Here is a 20,634-nt window from a genome sequence, read left to right as displayed (position 1 = left end):
TCCTCAGCAAACCGCGATGTGCGAATCCGCTCGGGGCTCGGTTCCGCCGCAGAGCACGCCGGTCTGCGGGTCGCGGACGATGATCTGGCCGCGGCCGTAGTCGGTGAGGTCGCAGGCGATCTCCACCTCGTGGCCGCGCCGCGCCAGGCTGAAGGCCAGGTCGCGGTTGGCGTGCTGCTCGATGCCGACCTTCATGCCGCCCAGCCATTGCCAGCGCGGGGCGTCCAGCGCGGCCTGCGGGTTGAGGCCGAAGTCCACCAGGTTCATCACCATCTGCACGTGGCCCTGGGGCTGCATGTAGCCGCCCATCACGCCGAACGGGCCGACGGCCACGCCATCCTTGCTGAGGAAGCCGGGGATGATGGTGTGGAAGGTCTTCTTGCCCGGCGCCAGGGCGTTGGAGTGCGCCGGGTCGAGGCTGAATTCCGAGCCGCGGTTCTGCAGGCCGATGCCGCTGTCGGGCAGCACCACGCCGGAGCCGAAGCCATGGTAGGCGCTCTGGATGAAGGAGACCATGTTGCCTTCGCCGTCGGCGGTGGCGATGTACACGGTGCCGCTGGAGTGCGGGTCGCCATGCTTGGGTTCGGCGGCGTGTTCGCCAATCTCGGCGCGGCGGCGCGCGGCGTAGTCATCGGACAGCAGCGCGGCGGTGCTGACGCGCATGTGCTCGGCGTCGGTGATGTAGTGCAGGCCGTCGGCGTAGGCCTTCTTCATCGCCTCAAGCTGGCGGTGCCAGGTGAGCTGGCTGTCGCGCTGGTCGAAGTCGTAGCCCTGGAGGATGTTCAGGGTCATCAGGGCGATCAGGCCCTGGCCGGCCGGCGGGATTTCCCAGACGTCGTAGCCGCGGTAGTTGGTCTTGATCGGCTCGACCCACTTGGGCATGTAGCCGGCCAGGTCAGCGGCGCTCAGCTCGCCACCGGTGGCGGCAGAGTGCGCGGCCAGGCGCTGGGCGAGGGCGCCACGGTAGAAGCTTTCGCACTTCGTCTGGGCCAGTTCGGCGAGGGTTTTCGCCTGGGCCGGGTTGCGGAACAGCTGGCCGGCGCGCGGCGCTTCGCCGTTGACGGTAAAGGTGTCGAACCAGGCTTCCAGAACCGGTACGTCGGCGCGGCTTTCCTGGTATTCGCGGCGGGCGATTTCCCATTGGTGGGCGACCACCGGGGACACCGGGAAACCGTCGCGGGCCAGGGCAATGGCCGGTTGCAGCAGGTCGGCAAAGGGCAGTTTGCCGAAGCGTGCGGACAGCTCGGCCCAGGCCGAGGGGATGCCCGGCACGGTGACCGGCAGCCAGCCGTGCACGGGCATCTTGTCGTGCCCGGCGGCTTTCACCTTGTCGATGGAAATGGAGGCCGGCGCGTGGCCGCTGGCGTCAAGGCCGTGCAGCTGGCCCTTGACCCAGACCAGGGCAAAGGCGTCGCCGCCGATGGCGCAGCCGGTGGGTTCGACCACGGTCAGCGCGGCGGCGGTGGCGATGGCGGCGTCGATGGCGTTGCCGCCAGCGCGCAACATGGCGATGCCGGCCTCGGCAGCCAGGGGCTGCGAGGCGGCGACCATGCCGTTGCGGGCGAACACGCTCTGGCGCTGGGAAGCGTAGGGGTACTCGTGGGCAGAGAAGCTCAGCATGGAAAACTCTCTTCGGTTCAGCGGTCAGTCTTGATACGGGTCCATTCGCGGGTGATCACGCGCTGGATTTTCGGCGGCAGGTCGGCGGAGACGTAGAGCTTCTCGATCACCGCGTCGCTGGGGTAGATGCCGGGGTTGTCGCGCACTTTTGCATCGAGCAGCGGGGTGGCGTCCGGGTTGGGGTTGGCGTAGCCGACGTAGTCGCTCACCGGGGCGATCACTTCCGGGCGCAGCAGGTAGTTCACCAGCGCGTGGGCGCCCTTGGGGTTCTTCGAGTCACGCGGGATGGCGAGCATGTCGAACCACAGGTTGGCGCCTTCCTTGGGGATCACGTAGCGCACGTCGATCTTCTTGCCGGCTTCCTGGGCGCGGGTCTGCGCCTGCATGACGTCGCCCGAGTAGCCGACGGCCACGCAGATGTCGCCGTTGGCAAGGTCGGTGGTGTACTTCGAGGAGTTGAAGTAGGTGATCGACGGGCGCAGCTTCTGCAGCAGCGCCGAGGCCTTGGTGTAGTCCTCGGGGTTGGTGCTGTTCGGGTCCAGGCCCAGGTAGTGCAGCGCCTGCGGGATAATCTTCACCGGTGCGTCGAGGAAGGCCACGCCGCAGCCGTGCAGCTTGGCGAGGTTCTCCGGCTTGAAGATCAGGTCCCAGGAGTCCAGCGGAGCGCTGTCGCCCAGCGCGGCCTTGACCTTGTCGTAGTTGTAGCCGATGCCCACGGTGCCCCACATGTAGGGCACGGCGTACTGGTTGCCCGGGTCGGCGGCTTCCAGGCGCTTCATCAGGCGTGGGTCGAGGTGCTTCCAGTTGGGCAATTGGGCGCGATCGAGCTTCTGGTAGACGCCGGCGTTGATTTGCTTGGTGAGGAACTGGCTGGACGGCACCACCAGGTCGTAGCCCGAGTGCCCGGAGAGCAGCTTGGCTTCGAGCATCTCGTTGGTGTCGAAGACGTCGTACTGGACCTTGATGCCGGTGTCCTTCTCGAAGTTCTTCAGGGTGTCCGGACCCATGTAGTCGGACCAGTTGTAGAAGCGCACCAGCTTGTCGTCGGCTTGCGCGGCGGTGGCGCAGGCGAGAAGGGTGAACAGCAGAACTCCATTACGCATGAGCTTTCCTTTCTTCATTAGTCAGAGAACACGGCTGAGGAATTCCCGCGTACGCGGGTGGTGCGGATTGCCGAAGACCTGCGCGGGCGGGCCTTCTTCGATGAGTTCGCCCTGGTGCAGGACCACCACGCGGTCGGCCACTTCGCGGGCGAAGCCCATTTCGTGGGTGACGACCACCATGGTCATGCCTTCGTCGGCCAGCTCCTTCATCACCTGCAGCACTTCGCCAACGGTTTCCGGGTCGAGGGCGCTGGTGGGTTCGTCGAAGAGCATCGCCTGGGGCTTCATTGCCAGGGCGCGGGCGATGGCCACGCGCTGCTGCTGGCCGCCGGAAAGCTGGCCGGGATAGTGCTCGGCCTTGTCCGACAGACGCACGCGGGCGAGCAGCCGGCGCGCCTGCTCCAGCGCTTCGCCCTTGGGCATGCCGAGCACCTGGGTCGGCGCTTCGATGATGTTTTCCAGCACGGTCATGTGCGGGAACAGGTTGAAGCGCTGGAACACCATGCCGATGTCGCGGCGACGGCGGGCGATATTGCTTTCCGAGTCGCGCACCAGCTTGCCGTCGGGGCGCTCGCGGTAGCCCATCAGCTCGCCGTTGACGCGGATGCTGCCGCCCTGGATGTCTTCCAGGTGGTTCATGCAGCGGATGAAGGTGGTCTTGCCCGAGCCGGAGGCGCCGATCAGCACCACCACTTCCCCGCGGTGCACTTCCAGGGAAACGCCCTTGAGGATTTCCAGCTCGCCGAAGGCCTTGTGCACGTCGCGGGCCTGGATCACCACGTCTTTCATGTCCGGGATCATCTCAACGCCCCCTCAGCAGTTTCATCGCCTGGCGGCCGAACATGCGGTTCGGTGCGGCGGCCTGGCCGTCGGATTTGCCGAAGCGCACTTCCAGCCAGCGCTGGAAGAAGCCCCACAGGGTGGTCAGGGCGAGGAAGTAGATCGCCACAACCAGGTACAGCTCGAACACGCGGAAGGTCGCCGAAGTAACCATCTGGGTGCTCAGCAGCAGTTCCTGCACGCCGATCACGCTGACCAGCGTGGTGTTCTTCAGCATCACGTTGAACTCGTTGCCCAGCGGCGGCACGATCACCCGGAAGGCCTGCGGCAGCACGATGCGGCGCATCAGCTTGGGGAAGGTCATGCCGAGGGATTTGCCGGCTTCATACTGGCCCTTGTCCACCGCACCGATGCCGGCACGGATGATCTCGGCCATGTACGCGCCTTCGTTGAGGCCCAGGGCGATGATCGCTGCCTGGATGTTGCCCGGCAGGATGAACAGCCCCAGGTCCAGGTCCTCGAAGCGGAAGAGGCCGCCAGCGGCCAGTGCGGTGTAGAGGAAGACGATCTGCACCAGCAGTGGCGTGCCGCGCATCAGCCACACGTAGAAACGCACCGGGTATTGCAGCAGAGGGTTGGTGGAAAGGCGCATCAGCGCCGCCAGCAGCCCGAGCACGCAGCCCAGGAGCATGGCGCTGACGGCGATCACGCAGGTCAACCAGAGGCCGTAGAGGTAAATATCGCTCGGCCGTAGCAGGTACTGCCAGAACACGTCCCAACTGAAGTTCATGTCTCGTTACCTCAGTCCAGTTTGTCGCCTTCGATGTGCCACTTGGCCAGGAGCGCGGCGTAGCTGCCGTCGGCCTGCATGTCCTTGATGATCTGCGTGACGGCTTCGCTGAGTTGCTTGTCTTCCTTGCGGATGCCCAGGCCGGTGAGGATGCGCGCGAAGGCCGGCACGCCGATCTCGAACAGGTCCGGGGCCATGCTCTGGTAGTAGCCGGCGGTTTCCACGGTGGTGCCGTAGGCGTCGGTCTGGCGGATGCGCAGGGACTGGAAGGCGTCGGTGTCGGTGTTGTAGACCACCACCTTCATCGGCGGCTTGCCGGCCTTGGCCAGTTTCTCGTTGTGGGCTTCGAGCAGGGTGCGGATGGTCGAGCCGTTGAGCACCGCGACCTTCTTGCCGGAGAGATCGTCCAGGGTGTGAATGCCCTCGGGGTTGCCCTTGCCGACGACCACCGCCTGGCTGGAGTACATGTAGTTGACCATGTCGATCACTTCGCGCCGCTCGGGCTTGTCGAACAACTGGTCCACCAGCATGTCGCACTGGCCGGCGAGCAGCGCCGGGATCAGCCCGGAGAAGGGCGTGATGCGCCAGTCGATCTTCTTGTCGCCCAGGCGCTTGGCGATGGCCTCGCCCAGGTCGATGGTGACCCCGGTGAGCTTCTGGTTGGCGTCATAGAAGCCCATGGGCGGGGAGTCCATGCCGCCGCAGAAGGTCACCTTGCTGGCGTTCTGCAAACGGTCGGGAATCTTCACATCGGCGTGCGCCAGCGGGGCGGCCAGGCAAAGGGCGAGAAGGCACTGCGGGATCCTGCGTTCGAACATGTTGCTCTCCGGGGTGGGGTTGCCAGGGGCAGTTCAGGGACACAGAAGTACGGGTCTAGGCGCCCGTTGCTTCGATTCTCTTCGGTGGATTGCGGCTCAGGTGGCTTGCGCCTCCAGGAATTTGGCCAGGGACGGAATCGTCCCCTCGATGTGATCGCAGATCACCCGCTCGGCTTCGCGGGCATCGCCCGAGCGCAGTGCGTCGAGGATCACGGCGTGTTCCTCGCGGGCGCTCATGGGCTTGTCGACGTGCTGCAGCCACAGGCGCATGTGCGGCTCGATCACCGAATACAGCGCGGTGATCTGGCGCAGCAGGCGAGGGCGCCCGGCGAGGCTGCAGAGGTATTCGTGGAAGGCGCGGTGGCGGCTGACCCACTCGGCGCTGTCGTCGCGGTAGTCGTCCATCTCGTCGAGCATGCGCTCCAGGCGCGAGATGTCGCGGTCGGTCAGTTGCGGCACGGCAATGCGGATGGCCAGGCCTTCGAGGGCGCTGCGCATCTCGAAGACTTCACGCATCTCCTCGATGTTCAGGCCGCTGACGATGGCGCCGCGATTGGGCCGCAAGGTCACCAGGCCCTCGGCGTCCAGGCGCTTGAAGGCGCCGCGCACGGGCATCCGGCTCATGCCGATCTCGCTGGCGATGTCTTCGGCCACCAGACGGTCGCCGGTCTTGTAATGGCCGGTGCAGATGGCCTGGAGGAGGTGGTCGTAGGCCTCGTCTTCGGCACTCATCGGTGGGCGGGCAGTGGGCACCAGGCGCATGGGGATGTTTCCTCGTGGATTCTTGGATCCAATTATCCATGCATGCAAATAAGCAGATGCCGTGCCAATGATGGCGAAGTGATTGGAAGTAGCCGGGGTAGAGCGGCGGGCGGCGGAAATTGACGCAGGAACCGTGGTGGGCAAAGGGGCGAAACGGTAACGGATGGGGCGGATAGCGCGCGCTCGCGGTGCGCTTCGGTAACGTTGTGGTGCAGGGCCGGTGTAGCAAGGGCGCCGCATTTTGTAGGAGCGAGCTTGCTCGCGAAGGATTACCCGGCGATACCGGCGCTGAGGTCGGTTCGCGAGCAAGCTCGCTCCTACAGCTTCGGGCCGCGCTCTGCGTGCAACTTGAGAACACACATACATACAAACCGGCTGGTCGATAGTTGACCAGGACGCTTGGTGAATAGCCGCGGCTTTCTATAGAATGCACAAACGTTTCAGCAGACCATGCATCCCTCCCACAACAAAAGCCAAAGCCGAAGGCTTTGCGTGTCTCTCTGCGCAGGACGTCCCTCATTCCATCAAGCAGGCCTCAGAGCCGGCGGAGGAGGGAACTGAGTCCCGACTCATCCTCGTCATCTGTCGCCTTGCCCATCGTTCGCGCTATTTGCGCGGGGCGCGGCCTTCACGCTGAATGACGCCGGTGGGGAAGGCCAAGCCCTAACGACGAGAAACCTTTCGATGATCAAGAAAGTTAGCGGGGCGCTGCTGGGCCTCGCCCTGGCAGTGAATTGCGCGCCCGCCTTCGCGGAAACCAAGAAAGTCGACGTGCTGCTGATCGGCGGCGGCATCATGAGCACCACCCTGGGCGTCTGGCTCAATGAGCTGGAACCGGGTTGGTCGATGGAAATGGTCGAACGCCTCGACGGCGTTGCCCAGGAAAGCTCCAACGGCTGGAACAACGCCGGCACCGGCCATTCGGCCCTGGCCGAGCTGAACTACACGCCGGAAGACAAGGACGGCAACGTCACCATCGCCAAGGCGGTGGAGATCAACGAGTCGTTCCAGATCTCCCGTCAGTTCTGGGCCTGGCAGGTGCAGAGCGGCGTGCTGAAGAACCCGCGCTCGTTCATCAACTCCACCCCGCACATGAGCTTCGTCTGGGGTGATGACAACATCGCCTTCCTCAAGAAGCGCTACGAGGCGCTGCAGGCCAGCCCGCTGTTCCGCGGCATGCAGTACTCGGAAGACCCGGCGCAGATCGCCAAGTGGGTGCCGCTGATGATGCAGGGCCGCGATCCTTCGCAGAAGATCGCCGCCACCTGGACGCCCATCGGCACCGATGTGAACTTCGGCGAGGTCACCCGCCAGTTCGCCGGCTACCTGCAGACCAGGCCGAACTTCAGCCTGAAGCTCTCCAGCGAAGTCGAGAACATCACCCGTAACGACGATGGCACCTGGCGCGTCGAGTACAAGAACCTCAAGGACGGCAGCGTTACCGAGACCGACGCCAAGTTCGTCTTCATCGGTGCTGGCGGCGGCGCGCTGCGCCTGTTGCAGAAGTCCGGTATCGAGGAAGCCAAGGACTACGCCGGCTTCCCGGTGGGTGGTTCGTTCCTGGTCACCGAGAACCCGACCATCGCCCAGCAGCACCTGGCCAAGGCCTACGGCAAGGCGTCGGTTGGCGCACCTCCGATGTCCGTGCCGCACCTGGACACCCGTGTGCTCGACGGCAAGCGCGTGATCCTGTTCGGGCCGTTCGCCACTTTCTCCACCAAGTTCCTCAAGGAAGGCTCCTACCTCGACCTGCTGGGCAGCACCAACGTGCATAACGTCTGGCCGATGACCCGCGTGGGCATCGACGAGTACCCGCTGGTGGAATACCTCGCCGGCCAGCTGATGCTCTCCGATGACGACCGTCTCGCCGCGCTGCGCGAATACTTCCCGGAAGCCAAGGCCGAGGACTGGCGCCTGTGGCAGGCCGGCCAGCGCGTGCAGATCATCAAGCGTGACGAAGAGAAGGGCGGTGTGCTGAAACTGGGCACCGAGATCGTCGCTTCCGCCGACGGCAGCATTGCCGGCCTGCTGGGCGCATCGCCGGGCGCTTCCACTGCCGCGCCGATCATGCTCAACGTGCTGGAGAAGGTGTTCAAGGACAAGCTCGCCACGCCCGAGTGGCAGGCCAAGGTCCACCAGATCGTCCCGAGCTATGGCACCAAGCTCAACGACAGCCCGGAGAAGACCTTCGCCGAGTGGAGCTACACCGCCAAGGTCTTGCAACTGGACCCGCCGCCAGCCATCGACCAGGCACCGGCCGCGCAGCCGACCGCCGTCGCCCCGGCTGCGGAAAAAGCTTCCAGCGACATGGCGCTTTAAGTTGCCGCGCTGAATAAGCAAGTTCCGAGGGCCGGACTTCCATCCCGGTCTTCGGAACCACTTTCTTCCTGTTCATTCACTCTTCTATTGGCCGAACTAAAGTTCGGCGCCAATTGCCGGGAAATAGTCCCGGTCCTCGCGTCATATCCCTGCCTTTGCCCTGTCGCTGGGATTCTCCTTGCGAGAAAAAAGACAACTTTGAAAGTGCCGATGTGATCCGATTGGATAACGAAACCCGGTAATACACCCCTTTGCCGAAGTTTCGCGCTCGCGTATTCAGCGGTGACGATCTTCCAGCCGTGTCGTTGGAGAACGGGAATTTACATTCGATTTTGCATGTCAGCCTGTCTATTCCGCCGCTTCGCTCTGGAGCGGGCCTCGGCGGGCTGGCTGGGCTGGAAATCGGCATGACCGTCCGGACAGGATTGCATGATCAGATTTTCCGACGAACGGTATTCTTGTAAGCCATGGATTACATGGGTGTAAGCTGTTGGCGATAGTCAGGCAAGCGACTGAATATTGTCATGAAGGGGCTGTGGCGGCGAAGTGCAGCCGATGACTCGCAATGAGAAGAGTGTGTTCCCGGACTGACGCTGCTTGCGGTGTATGTCAATTAATTGTCGAAAATTAATTGAGTAGAGGCCAGCGCCTATATCTGCCATTGATGGCCGATATCTGAACTTTCCAGCGGGTGCTTAGGTTACTACCTTTCGATTAAACCTTTCGTCCAAGAGCTCGTTGGAGTGCCTCCGGCGCCTTGTACAGAAGCTGCTATTTCTTTCAGGCCATAAACAACAACAGTTCCGGTCAGAGGAAGTCAGCATGGCGATCCAGGCGAAGGTCGTGGCATCTCAGGTGGAGGTAGCCACCGCCACGCAGCAGACGGTTCAAGGAAGCATCGTTCTTCAGCAGGCCAGCAACGTGGCCCTGGATGTCACCGCTGATGCGGTTGCCAGTTACCAGCAGGTCGGTGCGGATCTGGTGGTACACCTCAAGGATGGCGAAACCATCCGTATCGCCAACTTCTACGCCCCGGATCAGCCGCCCAGCCAGCTCTACCTGGTCAACGAGAAGGGTGACCTGGTGGTGACCGAGCTCGACCAGGTCGCCGCCGATGGCACCCTCACGGCCACCTATGCCTCCGAGCCGATCGACGCCGGGTTCGAGTCCCTTACTGGCTCCGAGGCCGCTGCTGCGGGTAGCGCCGGAGCTGCCGGCGGTATCGCTGGCCTGGGCGTGACAGGAACCATTCTCGCCGCTGCCGCGGTAATCGCCGGCGGTGCGGCCATTGCCAGCGGCGGCGGAGGGGGCGGTGGCGGTGGTGGCAGCGGAAGCAACCCGCCCGCGACGCCGGCGCCAGCGACCGATGTCGCGGTCAGCCCTGACGGCAGCACGATCTCCGGCCGTGCCGCGCCCGGTAGCACCGTCGAAGTCGACGTCAATGGCGACGGCCAGCCGGACTACAGTGCGCCGGTGGACGGCAATGGCAACTTCCAGGTCCCGGTCAGCCCACCGTTGAGCAATGGCGAGACTGTCACCGTCATCGTGCGCGGCCCCAATGGCGGCAGTGGCAGTTCCGGCACGACGGTCACCGCACCGGACACCACGGCGCCGGGCGCCGCAACAGGCGTGACGGTCTCCGAAGACGGCAGCAAGGTCAGCGGCAGTGCCGAGCCGGGCGCTACTGTGAAGGTCGACACCAACGGCGATGGCATACCCGATGCCAGTGGGGTTGCCGGTTCCGATGGGACTTTCCAGATCACCTTGCCCACCCCGGTGAACAATGGCCAGAGCGTCACGGTGACGGTGACCGATCACGCCGGCAACACCGGCCCTGCCACCGTGGTCAGCGCACCGGACACCACGCCACCGGCGCCGGCCAGCGGCCTGGCCATCAGCGCCGACGGCAGCCAGTTGACCGGCCATGCCGAGCCGGGCAGTTCCCTCACGATTGACCTGAACAATGATGGGGTGCCGGACATCACTGTGCAGGTGGGCGCGGACGGTGGTTTCAGTCTCACGCTGAACCCGCCACTGCTGGGCGGCCAGCCCGTCTCGGTAATCGTCCACGATGCGGCCGGCAACGCCAGCCCTCTGGTTCAAGTGATCGCGCCGAACCCGAGCAGCCTGCCGTCGCCGGTGATGGAAGCGAGCAACGGCCACGTCATCCAGGGCACGGCCACCTTCGGTACGACGGTGTACCTGACCAATGCGCAGGGCGGGGTGATCGGCGTTGCGCTGGTCGGCGGCGACGGGCACTGGAGCTTTACGCCAACCGTACCGCTGCCCGACGGTACGGTGATCAATGCCATTGCGCGCGGTCCGATGGGCACCAGCGGCACATCGAGTGTGACGGTGGACTCGGTCGCGCCCACTGCGCCAACCATCGCCCCGAGCAATGGCAGCCTGCTGGAGGGTACCGCGGAGGCGGGCAGTACCGTGGTCCTGACCGGGCCCGGCGGAGTTCCGATCGGCACCGTGCGGGCCGACGGCAACGGCCACTGGAGCTTTACCCCGGGTTCGGCATTGTCCAACGGTACCGAGGTGACCGCCACGGCATGCGATGCCGCTGGCAACACCAGCCTGCCGGGGCACGTCACCGTCGATGCGCTGGCGCCTGCGGCTCCACTGGTCAACCCGAGCGATGGCGGATTGTTTTCCGGCACCGCCGAGCCCGGCGCGACGATCCTGCTGTTGAATGGCAATGGCCAACAGATTGGCCAGACCCAGGCCGACGGCAACGGCGCCTGGTCGTTCACCTTCTCCCCGCCGCTGGCCAACGGCAGCGAGGTGAAAGTCCTTGCCAAGGACGCTTCCGGCAATGTCGGCGCTCCGTCCACGGTCGTGGTCGACGACGGCACTGTGCCTGCTCCCGTCGTCGAACCCAGCGACGGTCATATGATCTTCGGCCATGCCGAACCCGGGCTGCGGGTGGAGATCCGCGATGCCAACGGTACTCTCCTCGCTGCCGTTACCGCCGACGGAAACGGCAGCTGGAGTTATACCCCCGGCGCGCAATTGCCCAATGGCACGCAACTGCAGGTGACGGCGGTCGACACGACGAACAACCACCAGAGCACGGTGGTCCTGGTGACCACGGATTCCATGGCACCTGCCGCGCCGCACATCGATGCGAGCAATGGCAGCGTGATCGCTGGGACCGGCGAAATCGGCGCGACGATTATCCTGCTCGATGGCAGTGGCAATCCGATCGGCCAGACCACCGTCGATGCGAATGGACATTGGACTTTCAGCCCGCAAACGCCGCTGGCCAATGGCACGCTGGTCAATGCCATTGCCCGGGACGCCGCCGGCAACTCCAGCTTGGCCGGCACGGTGACCGTCGACACTATTGCACCACCGTCGCCTATCGTGGCGCCCAGCAATGGCCTGGTCCTGACCGGCACCGCCGAGGCGGGCGCCATCGTGCGGATTCTCGATGCCGGCGGCAACCTGATCGGCCAGACCAGCGCGGATGGCTCCGGCAACTGGTCGTTCACGCCGCCCACGCAGATCCCCAATGGTTCAGTGCTGAGTGTGGTCGCCGTCGATCCATCGGGTAACCCGAGCCTGGCCAGCAGCGTCACGGTGGACGGCCTGGCGCCTTCCGTGCCGGTCATCGCTCCGAGCAACGGCAGCGTGCTTTCCGGTACGGCCGAGGCGAACGCCAGGGTGATTCTCACCGATGGCAGCGGCAATCCGATTGGCCAGGTCACCGCCGATGGCAGTGGCCACTGGAGCTTCGCTCCGGGCGTCCCGCTGGCCAACGGCACTGTGGTCAATGCCGTGGCGCGCGATGCCGCCGGCAATACCAGCACGTCGGCACAGGCCACGGTGGATGCCGTGGCGCCGCCGGCGCCGCAGGTAAATCCGAGCAACGGCCTGCAGCTCAGTGGTACCGCGGAGCCGGGAAGCATCGTGCTGATCAGCGATGGCAACGGTAATCCGCTGGGGCAGGTGACGGTGGGCGTGAATGGCGCCTGGTCATTCACCTTCGGCCAGCAACAGCCGGACGGTACGCTCCTGCAGGTCACGGCGCGCGACGCCGCGGGCAATACCAGCATCGCTGCCAGTACTACGGTGAACAGCGCGCTGGTCTCGCCGCCGCAGGTGGACGCCAGCAACGGCGTGGATTTCAGCGGCACCGCGGAGGCGGGCCAGCAGATCGTCATCCGCGATGGCAACGGCAACCTTATCGGCCAGACCTCCGCTGACGGCAATGGCCACTGGAGCTTCTCGGCTGGCTCCGCGCTGGCCAACGGTGCGGCCTACCAGGTGGTCGCGGTCGACCCCGGCAGTGGCCGCAGCAGCGTGCCGGTCAGCGGCACGGTGGATTCGGTCGCCCCGGCCGCGCCGACCATCGATGGCAGCAACGGCACGTCCCTCAGCGGCAGTGCCGAAGCCGGTTCGACGGTGACGCTGCGCGATGGCAGCGGCAACCTCATCGGCCAGGTCAGCGCCGATGGCACTGGCCACTGGAGCTTCACCCCGGCCAGCCCGCTGCCCAATGGCACAGTGGTCAACGCCGTGGCCAGCGACGCCGCCGGCAACGCCAGCACGCCAGCCAGCACCACGGTGGACAACGTGGCACCGCCGACGCCAACGGTGGACCCGAGCAATGGGGCGCTGGTCGAAGGCAGTGCCGAGCCGGGCGCGACCATCGTGGTGCGTGATGCCGGCGGCAACGTGATCGGCCAGGTAACGGCCGATGGTGGTGGCCACTGGTCATTCGCACCGCAGCCGGCGTTGGCCAACGGTACGCAACTGACGGTGCAGGCCCGTGATGCCGCCGGCAATGAAAGCGGTACCGCCAGCGTGACGGTGGATACCCAGGCACCGGCCGCGCCGGTGGTCGAGCCCAGCAGCGGTAGCGAGCTGAGTGGTACCGCCGAGGCCAACGCCGAGGTGGTGATCATATCCGCCAACGGCCAGGTGATCGCCCAGGTGCCGGTCAGCCCAGGGGGAACCTGGAGCTACACGCCGAGCAGCCCGTTGCCGGATGGCGCAACCCTGAGCGTCGTTGCGGTGGACTCTGCCGGCAACCGTAGCGGCACCACGACCATTACGGTGGACAGCACGCCGCCAGCCGCGCCCTTGGTCAACCCCAGCAATGGCGCCAGCATCAGTGGCACCGCCGAGCCGGGCAGCACGGTGACCGCCACCGATGGCAGTAACAACCCGGTCGGGCAGACCACCGCTGACGGCCAGGGCAACTGGAGCATTACCCCGACCACGTCGTTGCCCAACGGCAGCACAGTCACCGTGGTCGCCACCGACGCCGCCGGTAACCCGAGCATTGGCACCAGCACCGTCGTGGACTCCAGTGCGCCGAGCACACCGGTGGTCAATCCGAGCAACGGCACCAGCCTCAGCGGTACCGGCGAGGAGGGCAGCACGCTGGTATTCACCGATGGCAGCGGCAACGCCCTCGGCCAGACCACTGTGGGGGCGGGCGGCGTCTGGTCGTTCACGCCGCACCAGCCGTTGGCCGATGGCACGGTGGTGACGGTCGTTGCCAAGGATGCGGCAGGCAACCAGAGCGGCACGGCGCAAATCACGGTCGATGCGGCTCCGCCGGCCAACCCGACACTCGACCCGAGTAACGGCGTGTCGCTCACCGGCACCGGCGAGATCGGCAGCACGGTGATCATCAGCGTCGCCGGCAGCGAAGTAGCGCGCGTCGTGGTCGGAAACGACGGCCACTGGAGCTACACCCCGAGCAGCCAGCTGGCGAACAACACCAACGTCTCCGTGGTGGCTGTGGATGCTGCCGGCAACAGCAGCCAGACAGTCAGTGGCGTCATCGACAGTGTGGCGCCGCCGACCCCGACCATTCTCCCCAGCGAAGGCCTCACCTTCTCCGGCACCGCCGAAGCAGGCGCGATGGTGATCCTCACCGACGCTGGCGGCAATCCGATCGGCCAGACCACCGCCGATGCTGATGGCCGATGGACCTTCAGCGCCGGCACCCAGGTGCCCGACGGCACCGTGGTCAACGCAATAGCGCGCGATGCGGCGGGCAACAGCAGCGGCGCCGCCAGCACCACTGTGGATGCCGATGCGCCCGCGGCACCGCTGATCAACCCGAGCAATGGCACCAGCGTCAGCGGTACGGCGGAGATCGGCAGCACCATTACCCTGGTCTACGCGAACAATGTGCTGATCGGCCAGGCGACCACCGACTCCAGCGGCAAATGGACCTTCAGCCTGAGCCCGCCGCTGCCCGATGGCACCGTCATCACCGTGGTTGCCCAGGACGCCGCCGGCAATACCAGCAACGCGGCCAGCATCGTCATCGACAGCATCTCTCCGCCGGCGCCCACCGTCTTGCCGAGCAACGGCAGCAGCCTGAGCGGCACCGCGGAGGCGGGCAGCACTGTGATCGTCAGCCTGGGCGGCGTGGAACTGGGGCGTGTCCAGGCCGACATCAACGGTCATTGGACGCTTCCGCTCAGCCCGACCCTGGGCGACGGCACGCAGCCGAGTGTGGTGGCAGTGGACGCCGCGGGTAATGCCAGCGCGCCCACCACGGTCACCATCGATGCCGTCGCTCCAGGTGCGCCGACTATCAGTGACAGCAATGGCACCCTGCTGATCGGCACGGCGGAGGCGGGCAGCACGGTCATCCTCACCAACGGCAGTGGCACTGCCATCGGCCAGACCACCGCCGATAGCTCCGGCCACTGGAGCTTCACGCCTCCCGTGCCGCTGCCCAACGGTACGAGTGTGACTGCCGTGGCGCAGGACGCCGCGGGCAACACCGGCCCGAGTGCCAGTGTTGTGGTCGATACGGCGTTGCCCAACCCGCCCGTCATCGAGCCGAGCAACGGCGCGACGATCAGCGGGACCGCTGACGCCCTGGCGCTGGTGCGGATCCTCGACGCCGGTGGCAACGTGCTGATCGAGGTCAACGCGGATGGCTCCGGCCACTGGAGCTGGACGCCGAGCGCGCCATTGGCCAACGGCGTGGAGGTGCGCGCCGTGGTGGTGGACGGGACGCGCGTCAGCGGCGTCAGCAGCGTCATCATCGATGCGCTGCCCCCGGCTCAGCCGGTGGTCCAGCCCAGTAATGGAATCCTCCTCAGTGGGAGCGCAGAGGCCGGCAGCGTCATTACCCTGCTCGATGGTGGCGGCCAACTGATCGGCTCGACCACCGCCGACGCAGCCGGGAAGTGGAGCTTCAGCCCCGGGTCCCCGCTGGCTGACGGTACCCAGGTCCAGGTGCTGGCGACGGATGCCGCAGGCAACACCAGCATCCCGGGGCTCACCACCATCGACGCAGTGGCGCCTGCTGCACCAGTCGTCGCGCCGAGCAATGGCAGCGTGCTGGCCGGTACCGCCGAGGCCAACGCCACGATCCTGCTGACCGATGGCAACGGCAACGTCATCGGCCAGACCACTGCCGATGGCAGCGGCAACTGGAGCTTCACCCCGATTGCGGCGCTGGCTAATGGCACCGTGGTGAATGCCGTGGCACGGGATGCCGCGGGCAATACCAGTGTGCTCGGCAGCACCACCATCGACAGCGTCGCGCCGGGCGTGCCCACCGTCGATCCGAGTAATGGCGTCGTACTCAGTGGCACCGCCGAGGCCAATGCCACCATTCTGATTACCGACGGTAACGGCAACCCCATCGGCCAGACCGTAGCCAATGGCAGCGGACAGTGGAGCTTCACGCCCGGCACACCGCTGGCCAATGGCGTGGTGGTGGATGTGGTGGCGCGCGATGCCGCCGGCAACACCAGTGGCGTTGCCTCGACCACCGTGGATGCGGTGTCGCCACCCAACCCCACCATCGACCTCAGCAACGGCACGTTGCTCAGCGGCACCGCCGAGGCCAATGCCACAGTGATACTCACCGATGGCAACGGCAATCCCATTGGCCAGGTACGCGCTGATGGCGCCGGCAACTGGAGCCTGACGGTCAGCCCGGCGCTGGCCAACGGCACGCTGGTCAACGCCGTGGCCCGGGATGCCGCTGGCAACACCAGTGGCCCGGTGAGCACCACCATCGATTCGGTGGCTCCCGCCAACCCGACCATCGCCGCCAGCAACGGCAACGAGCTGCATGGCACCGCGGAGATCAATGCCACGGTCATCCTCACCGATGGCAATGGCAACCTCATCGGCCAGACCACTGCCAATGGCAGTGGCGTCTGGAGCTTCACCCCGGGCACTGCGCTGGCCAACGGCACCGTGGTCAACGCGGTGGCGCGCGATGCGGTCGGCAACACCAGTGGCGCCGCCAGCACCACCATCGACAGCGTGGCGCCGGCTACCCCGACCATCGACCCGAGCAACGGCTCGCTGCTGTCCGGTACGGCCGAAGCCAATGCCACGGTGATCCTCACCGACGGCAACGGCAATCCGATTGGCCAGACCACCGCCAATGGCAGTGGCAACTGGAGCTTCACGCCCGGCGTTGCGCTGCCAGACGGCGCCGTGGTCAACGTCGTCGCGCGCGATGCCGCGGGCAATAGCAGCGGTGTGGCCACTACCACCGTGGATGCCTTGCCGCCGCCGACACCGACGGTGGAGCCGAGCAACGGCACGCACCTGGCCGGTACCGCCGAAGCCGGCGCCAGGGTGATTCTCACCGATGGTGGCGGCAATCCCATCGGCCAGACCACTGCCGATGGCAGCGGTCACTGGAGCTTCAACCCCGGCACGGCACTGGCCAACGGTACCGTGGTGAACGTGCAGGCTCGCGATGCCGCCGGCAACAGCAGCGGTATCGTCACTACCACGGTGGATTCGGTAGCGCCGCCGACGCCGACCATCGACCCGAGCAATGGCACGCAACTGGCCGGCACCGCCGAGAGCAGCGCGACGGTCATCCTCCACGATGGCAACGGCAACCTGATCGGCACGACGCAGGCAGACGGCAGCGGCCACTGGTCATTCACCCCGAGCCCGGCGCTGGCCAACGGCACCACGGTGAGTGCCGTGGCCCAGGATGCCGCCGGCAACACCAGCGGCGCGGCGTCCACCGTGGTCGACAGCCAGGCGCCCAATCCGCCGGTCTGCGACCCGAGCAACGGTGCCCTGCTGAGCGGCACCGGCGAGGTGGGGGCAACCATCCTGATCAGTGTCGGCGGGGTAACGCTGGCGCAAGTGCAGGTGGATGGAAGCGGCCACTGGAACTATGCGCCACCTATCGGGCTGCAGGATGGCGTCCAGGTAAGCGTGGTGGCGCGCGATGCGGCTGGCAACCTCAGCAGCGCCGTGAACGTCACGGTCGACGCCGTGGCACCGCCGGCGCCCGTCATCGCCTCGAGCGATGGCACGGTCTTCGCTGGCACTGCCGAAGCTAACGCCACCGTGCTGCTGAGCATCGGCGGCAGTGTGCTGGCCGAGGTGAAGGTCGACGCCAACGGCAACTGGCAATACGTCCCGGCGGTTCCGGTGGGCGACGGTGTGCTGGTGAGCGCCAGTGCGCGGGACGCCGCGGGCAATGTCGGGCTGCCAGGCGATGTCACGGTCGACGCCAGCCTTCCGGCCATCCCGGTCATCAACCCGAGCAACGGCCTGTCCATCAGCGGTACGGCGGAGGCCAATGCGACGGTCCTGATCAGTGTCAACGGTGTCCAGGTCGCGCAGGTGACCGTGAATGGCGATGGCAGCTGGAGCTATGTTCCCGGCGTGCCGCTGGCCGATGGTGCGGTGGTCAGTGCGATAGCGCGCGACGCCAGCAGCAACCTCAGCGGCACGGCCACCGCGGTGGTCGATGCACTGGCACCGGCGGTGCCGGTGGTGACACCGAGTAACGGCAGTGTCCTGAGCGGTACCGCCGAGGCGGGTGCAACGGTGATTCTCAGCGTGGGCGGAGTTCCCATCGCCCAGGTCACTGCCGATGCCAGCGGCCACTGGAGCTATGCGCCGGGTACTGCGCTGGCCAACGGCGTGCAGGTCAGCGTCGTGGCGCGCGATGCCGCCGGCAATACCAGCGGTGCCGTCAGTGTCACGGTGGACAGCGTCGCGCCCAACGCCCCGACCATCGCTGCCAGCAATGGTGTCACCTTCAGCGGTACCGCCGAAGCCAACTCGACGGTGATCATCACCGGCGCCAACGGCGCGCTGCTCGGCCAGGTCACCACCAATGCCAGCGGCATCTGGAGCTTCACGCCCGGCGTTCCGCTGGGCAACGGCGTGGTGGTCAGCGTGGTCGCCAAGGATGCCGCAGGCAATGTCAGCGTCGCCGCCAGCACCACGGTGGATGCCGTGGCGCCAAGCGTGCCAGTGGTGACGCCGAGCAACGGCACCGTGTTCAGCGGCACCGCCGAGGCGGGTTCGACAGTGATCCTCAGCGTCGGTGGCGCAGTGATCGGCCAGGTCACCGCCAATGCCCAGGGCCAATGGAGCTTCGCACCGGGCACGGCAGTGGCGAACAACGCCCAGGTGAGCATCGTGTCCAAGGACGCGGTAGGCAACACCAGTGTCGCCGCCAGCGTCACGGTGGATGCCGTGGCGCCCACCGCGCCGATCGTCGCGCCGAGCAACGGCACGCTGCTCAGCGGTACGGCGGAAATCGGTTCGACGGTGATTCTCAAGGTCGGCGGCGCGGTCATCGCGCAGGTCACTGCCGATGGCACCGGGCACTGGAGCTTCACGCCGGGTACGGCGCTGGCCAACAACACCCAGGTCAGCGTTACCGCCAAGGACGCCGCCGGCAACGTCAGCGTGGCGACTACGGTCAGTATCGACAGCGTTGCCCCGGTGGCGCCCAGCGGCTTGAGCGTGAGCGCCAACGGCACGGTGCTCACCGGCATCGCCGAAGCCAACAGCACGGTGAAGGTGATCATCAACGGCGACACGAACAACCCGATCACCGTACAGGCCAACGGCAGCGGTAACTTCACGGTCAACCTCAGCCCGGCGCTGACGGCCGGCCAGGTGCTGACGGTGAACGCGGTGGATACCGCCGGCAACGTCGGTTCGGCGATCCAGATCCAGGCGCCGGACCTGACCCGGCCGGTCCTGACCATTGCCGAAGCGGCAGACGGCTACATCAACAAGACCGAACTCTCCGACGGCATCCAGGTGCGTGTGGGCCTGACTGCCGGTGCGCAGGTCGGGCAGACCCTGACCCTGCGCTACAGCGGCGCGGGTGGTTTCACCTATACCCAGGCGCATGTACTCACGGCGGCGGAAGTCCTCGCTGGCGTCGTGCTGGTGACCCTGCTGCCTGCCGCCGGGGTGGGGGTGATCCCGCAGGGCACGGCGACCCTCACCGCCGATGTCAACGGAGGGCTGGCCGCGACGCCGGCCAGCTTCACCGTCGACACGCTGGCTCCGGGGGCGCCAGTACTCTCGCTGGCGGGCAACGTGCTGGGCATCGGCGGCGAGGTCAACAGCACCTTGCTGGTAGACGTCAATGTCGCCGGCCTGAGTTCGCACACCGAGCTGTCGGCCGGCAGCACGGGCATCGGTTCCCTGGACCTGCTCAGCGGCCTCACCGGCGTCAGCCTGACCTGGGACCAGTTGCTCGACGCCAGTGTCTCGGTGGCCTCACGCGATGCTGCCGGCAACGTCGGCAATGTCGCCAGCATCAACCTGGAGAACGTGCTGACGCAGAACACCGTGACCATCGGTGGCCTGGGGCTCGCGGTCGGACTGCTGCCACCGACCCTGGGTATCAGCGGTACGGCCATTGCCGGCGGCAGCCTGGCGGTGCAGGTAATCACCCCGGCGGTGAATGTGACCCTGCACCCCATCGTCGACGCCACCGGGCATTTCACCATCAACCTGTTGGCAGCGGACCTGCTGGGGCAACTGGGCCTGTCCGTCACCCAGATACTCAACCTGGGCAGCCAGCTCAGCCTGCAACTGATCGCTTACGACGCCAGCGGCCACCAGAGCGCGATCTACGGCATCTCGCTGACGGGGTCCGGCCTGACCCTGGCTATCGGCGAGGTCAGCGTCACCGGTACCGCGGGCGCCGATGTGTTCCTCGGGCAGAACGGCGCCGAGCACTTCTACGGCAATGCCGGGGCGGACCTGTTCCTCCACGTCGGTACGGGCGACATCGTCCAGGCTGGCGACGGCAACGACACCATCCAGTTGCAGGCGACCAACTTCAAGAGCATCGACGGCGGCAACGGCTTTGACACCGTCATGCTCGACCACGGCATCAGCCTCAACTATGGCGCCGTGGGCACCGGTACCTGGACCAACATCGAGCGGGTCGACATGGGCAAGGGCGATGCCGGTGGCAGCCTCACGCTCACCGCCGCCCAGGTCGATGCGGTTACCGATGGCAACAACGTCCTGCAGGTCACCGGCGACAGCAACGACACCCTCACCGTGCGGGGAGCGGTGGACACCGGGGTCAACCAGGTCCACAGCGGCATCAGCTACGACGTTTATACCTTTGGCAACACCACGCTGCTGGTGGAGGAGAACACCGTCCACGTCGTCGTGTCCTGAACAAGGAAAGTACTGC

The 20,634-nt window shown here is 66.2% G+C and carries 8 protein-coding genes; 2 read left to right on the top strand and 6 right to left on the bottom strand.

The window, feature by feature from the left end:
• Nucleotides 1-3: 3 nt before the first annotated feature.
• From G4G71_RS17045 to G4G71_RS17020, 6 genes are all read right to left on the bottom strand, one after another.
• Nucleotides 4-1,620 (bottom strand): gamma-glutamyltransferase family protein, encoded by a 1,617-nt coding sequence (locus tag G4G71_RS17045; RefSeq protein WP_169939226.1) that lies wholly within the window; start codon nucleotides 1,618-1,620, stop codon nucleotides 4-6.
• Between the two features lie 17 nt (nucleotides 1,621-1,637).
• Nucleotides 1,638-2,723, bottom strand: coding sequence for a polyamine ABC transporter substrate-binding protein (locus G4G71_RS17040; RefSeq protein WP_169939225.1), 1,086 nt, complete (start codon nucleotides 2,721-2,723; stop codon nucleotides 1,638-1,640).
• 21 nt (nucleotides 2,724-2,744) lie between these two features.
• Nucleotides 2,745-3,524 (bottom strand): amino acid ABC transporter ATP-binding protein, encoded by a 780-nt coding sequence (locus G4G71_RS17035; RefSeq protein ID WP_169939224.1) that lies wholly within the window; start codon nucleotides 3,522-3,524, stop codon nucleotides 2,745-2,747.
• Between the two features lies 1 nt (nucleotide 3,525).
• Nucleotides 3,526-4,293 carry an amino acid ABC transporter permease gene (locus G4G71_RS17030; protein WP_054909322.1) on the bottom strand — a complete coding sequence of 256 codons (768 nt, stop codon included), beginning with the start codon at nucleotides 4,291-4,293 and terminating at the stop codon, nucleotides 3,526-3,528.
• An 11-nt stretch (nucleotides 4,294-4,304) separates the two neighbouring features.
• Nucleotides 4,305-5,111 (bottom strand): ABC transporter substrate-binding protein, encoded by an 807-nt coding sequence (locus tag G4G71_RS17025; protein ID WP_169939223.1) that lies wholly within the window; start codon nucleotides 5,109-5,111, stop codon nucleotides 4,305-4,307.
• Nucleotides 5,112-5,207: 96 nt separating this feature from the next.
• Nucleotides 5,208-5,873, bottom strand: a complete 666-nt coding sequence (locus tag G4G71_RS17020; protein WP_169939222.1) for a GntR family transcriptional regulator — start codon at nucleotides 5,871-5,873, stop codon at nucleotides 5,208-5,210.
• A 684-nt stretch (nucleotides 5,874-6,557) separates the two neighbouring features.
• On the opposite strand from G4G71_RS17020, the gene mqo reads away from it, so the two are divergent.
• Both mqo and G4G71_RS17010 read left to right on the top strand, forming a co-directional pair.
• Nucleotides 6,558-8,192 (top strand): malate dehydrogenase (quinone), encoded by a 1,635-nt coding sequence (mqo, locus tag G4G71_RS17015; RefSeq protein WP_169939221.1) that lies wholly within the window; start codon nucleotides 6,558-6,560, stop codon nucleotides 8,190-8,192.
• Between the two features lie 822 nt (nucleotides 8,193-9,014).
• Nucleotides 9,015-20,618: an Ig-like domain-containing protein gene (locus G4G71_RS17010; RefSeq protein WP_169939220.1), complete on the top strand. Its 11,604-nt coding sequence runs from the start codon at nucleotides 9,015-9,017 to the stop codon at nucleotides 20,616-20,618.
• Nucleotides 20,619-20,634: the final 16 nt, after the last annotated feature.

Source organism: Pseudomonas multiresinivorans, from assembly GCF_012971725.1.
GTDB classification, from domain to species: Bacteria; Pseudomonadota; Gammaproteobacteria; order Pseudomonadales; family Pseudomonadaceae; genus Pseudomonas; species Pseudomonas multiresinivorans.
Note: the sequence above shows the minus strand (reverse complement) of the source record. Positions and strands in the feature narration are given on the sequence as shown.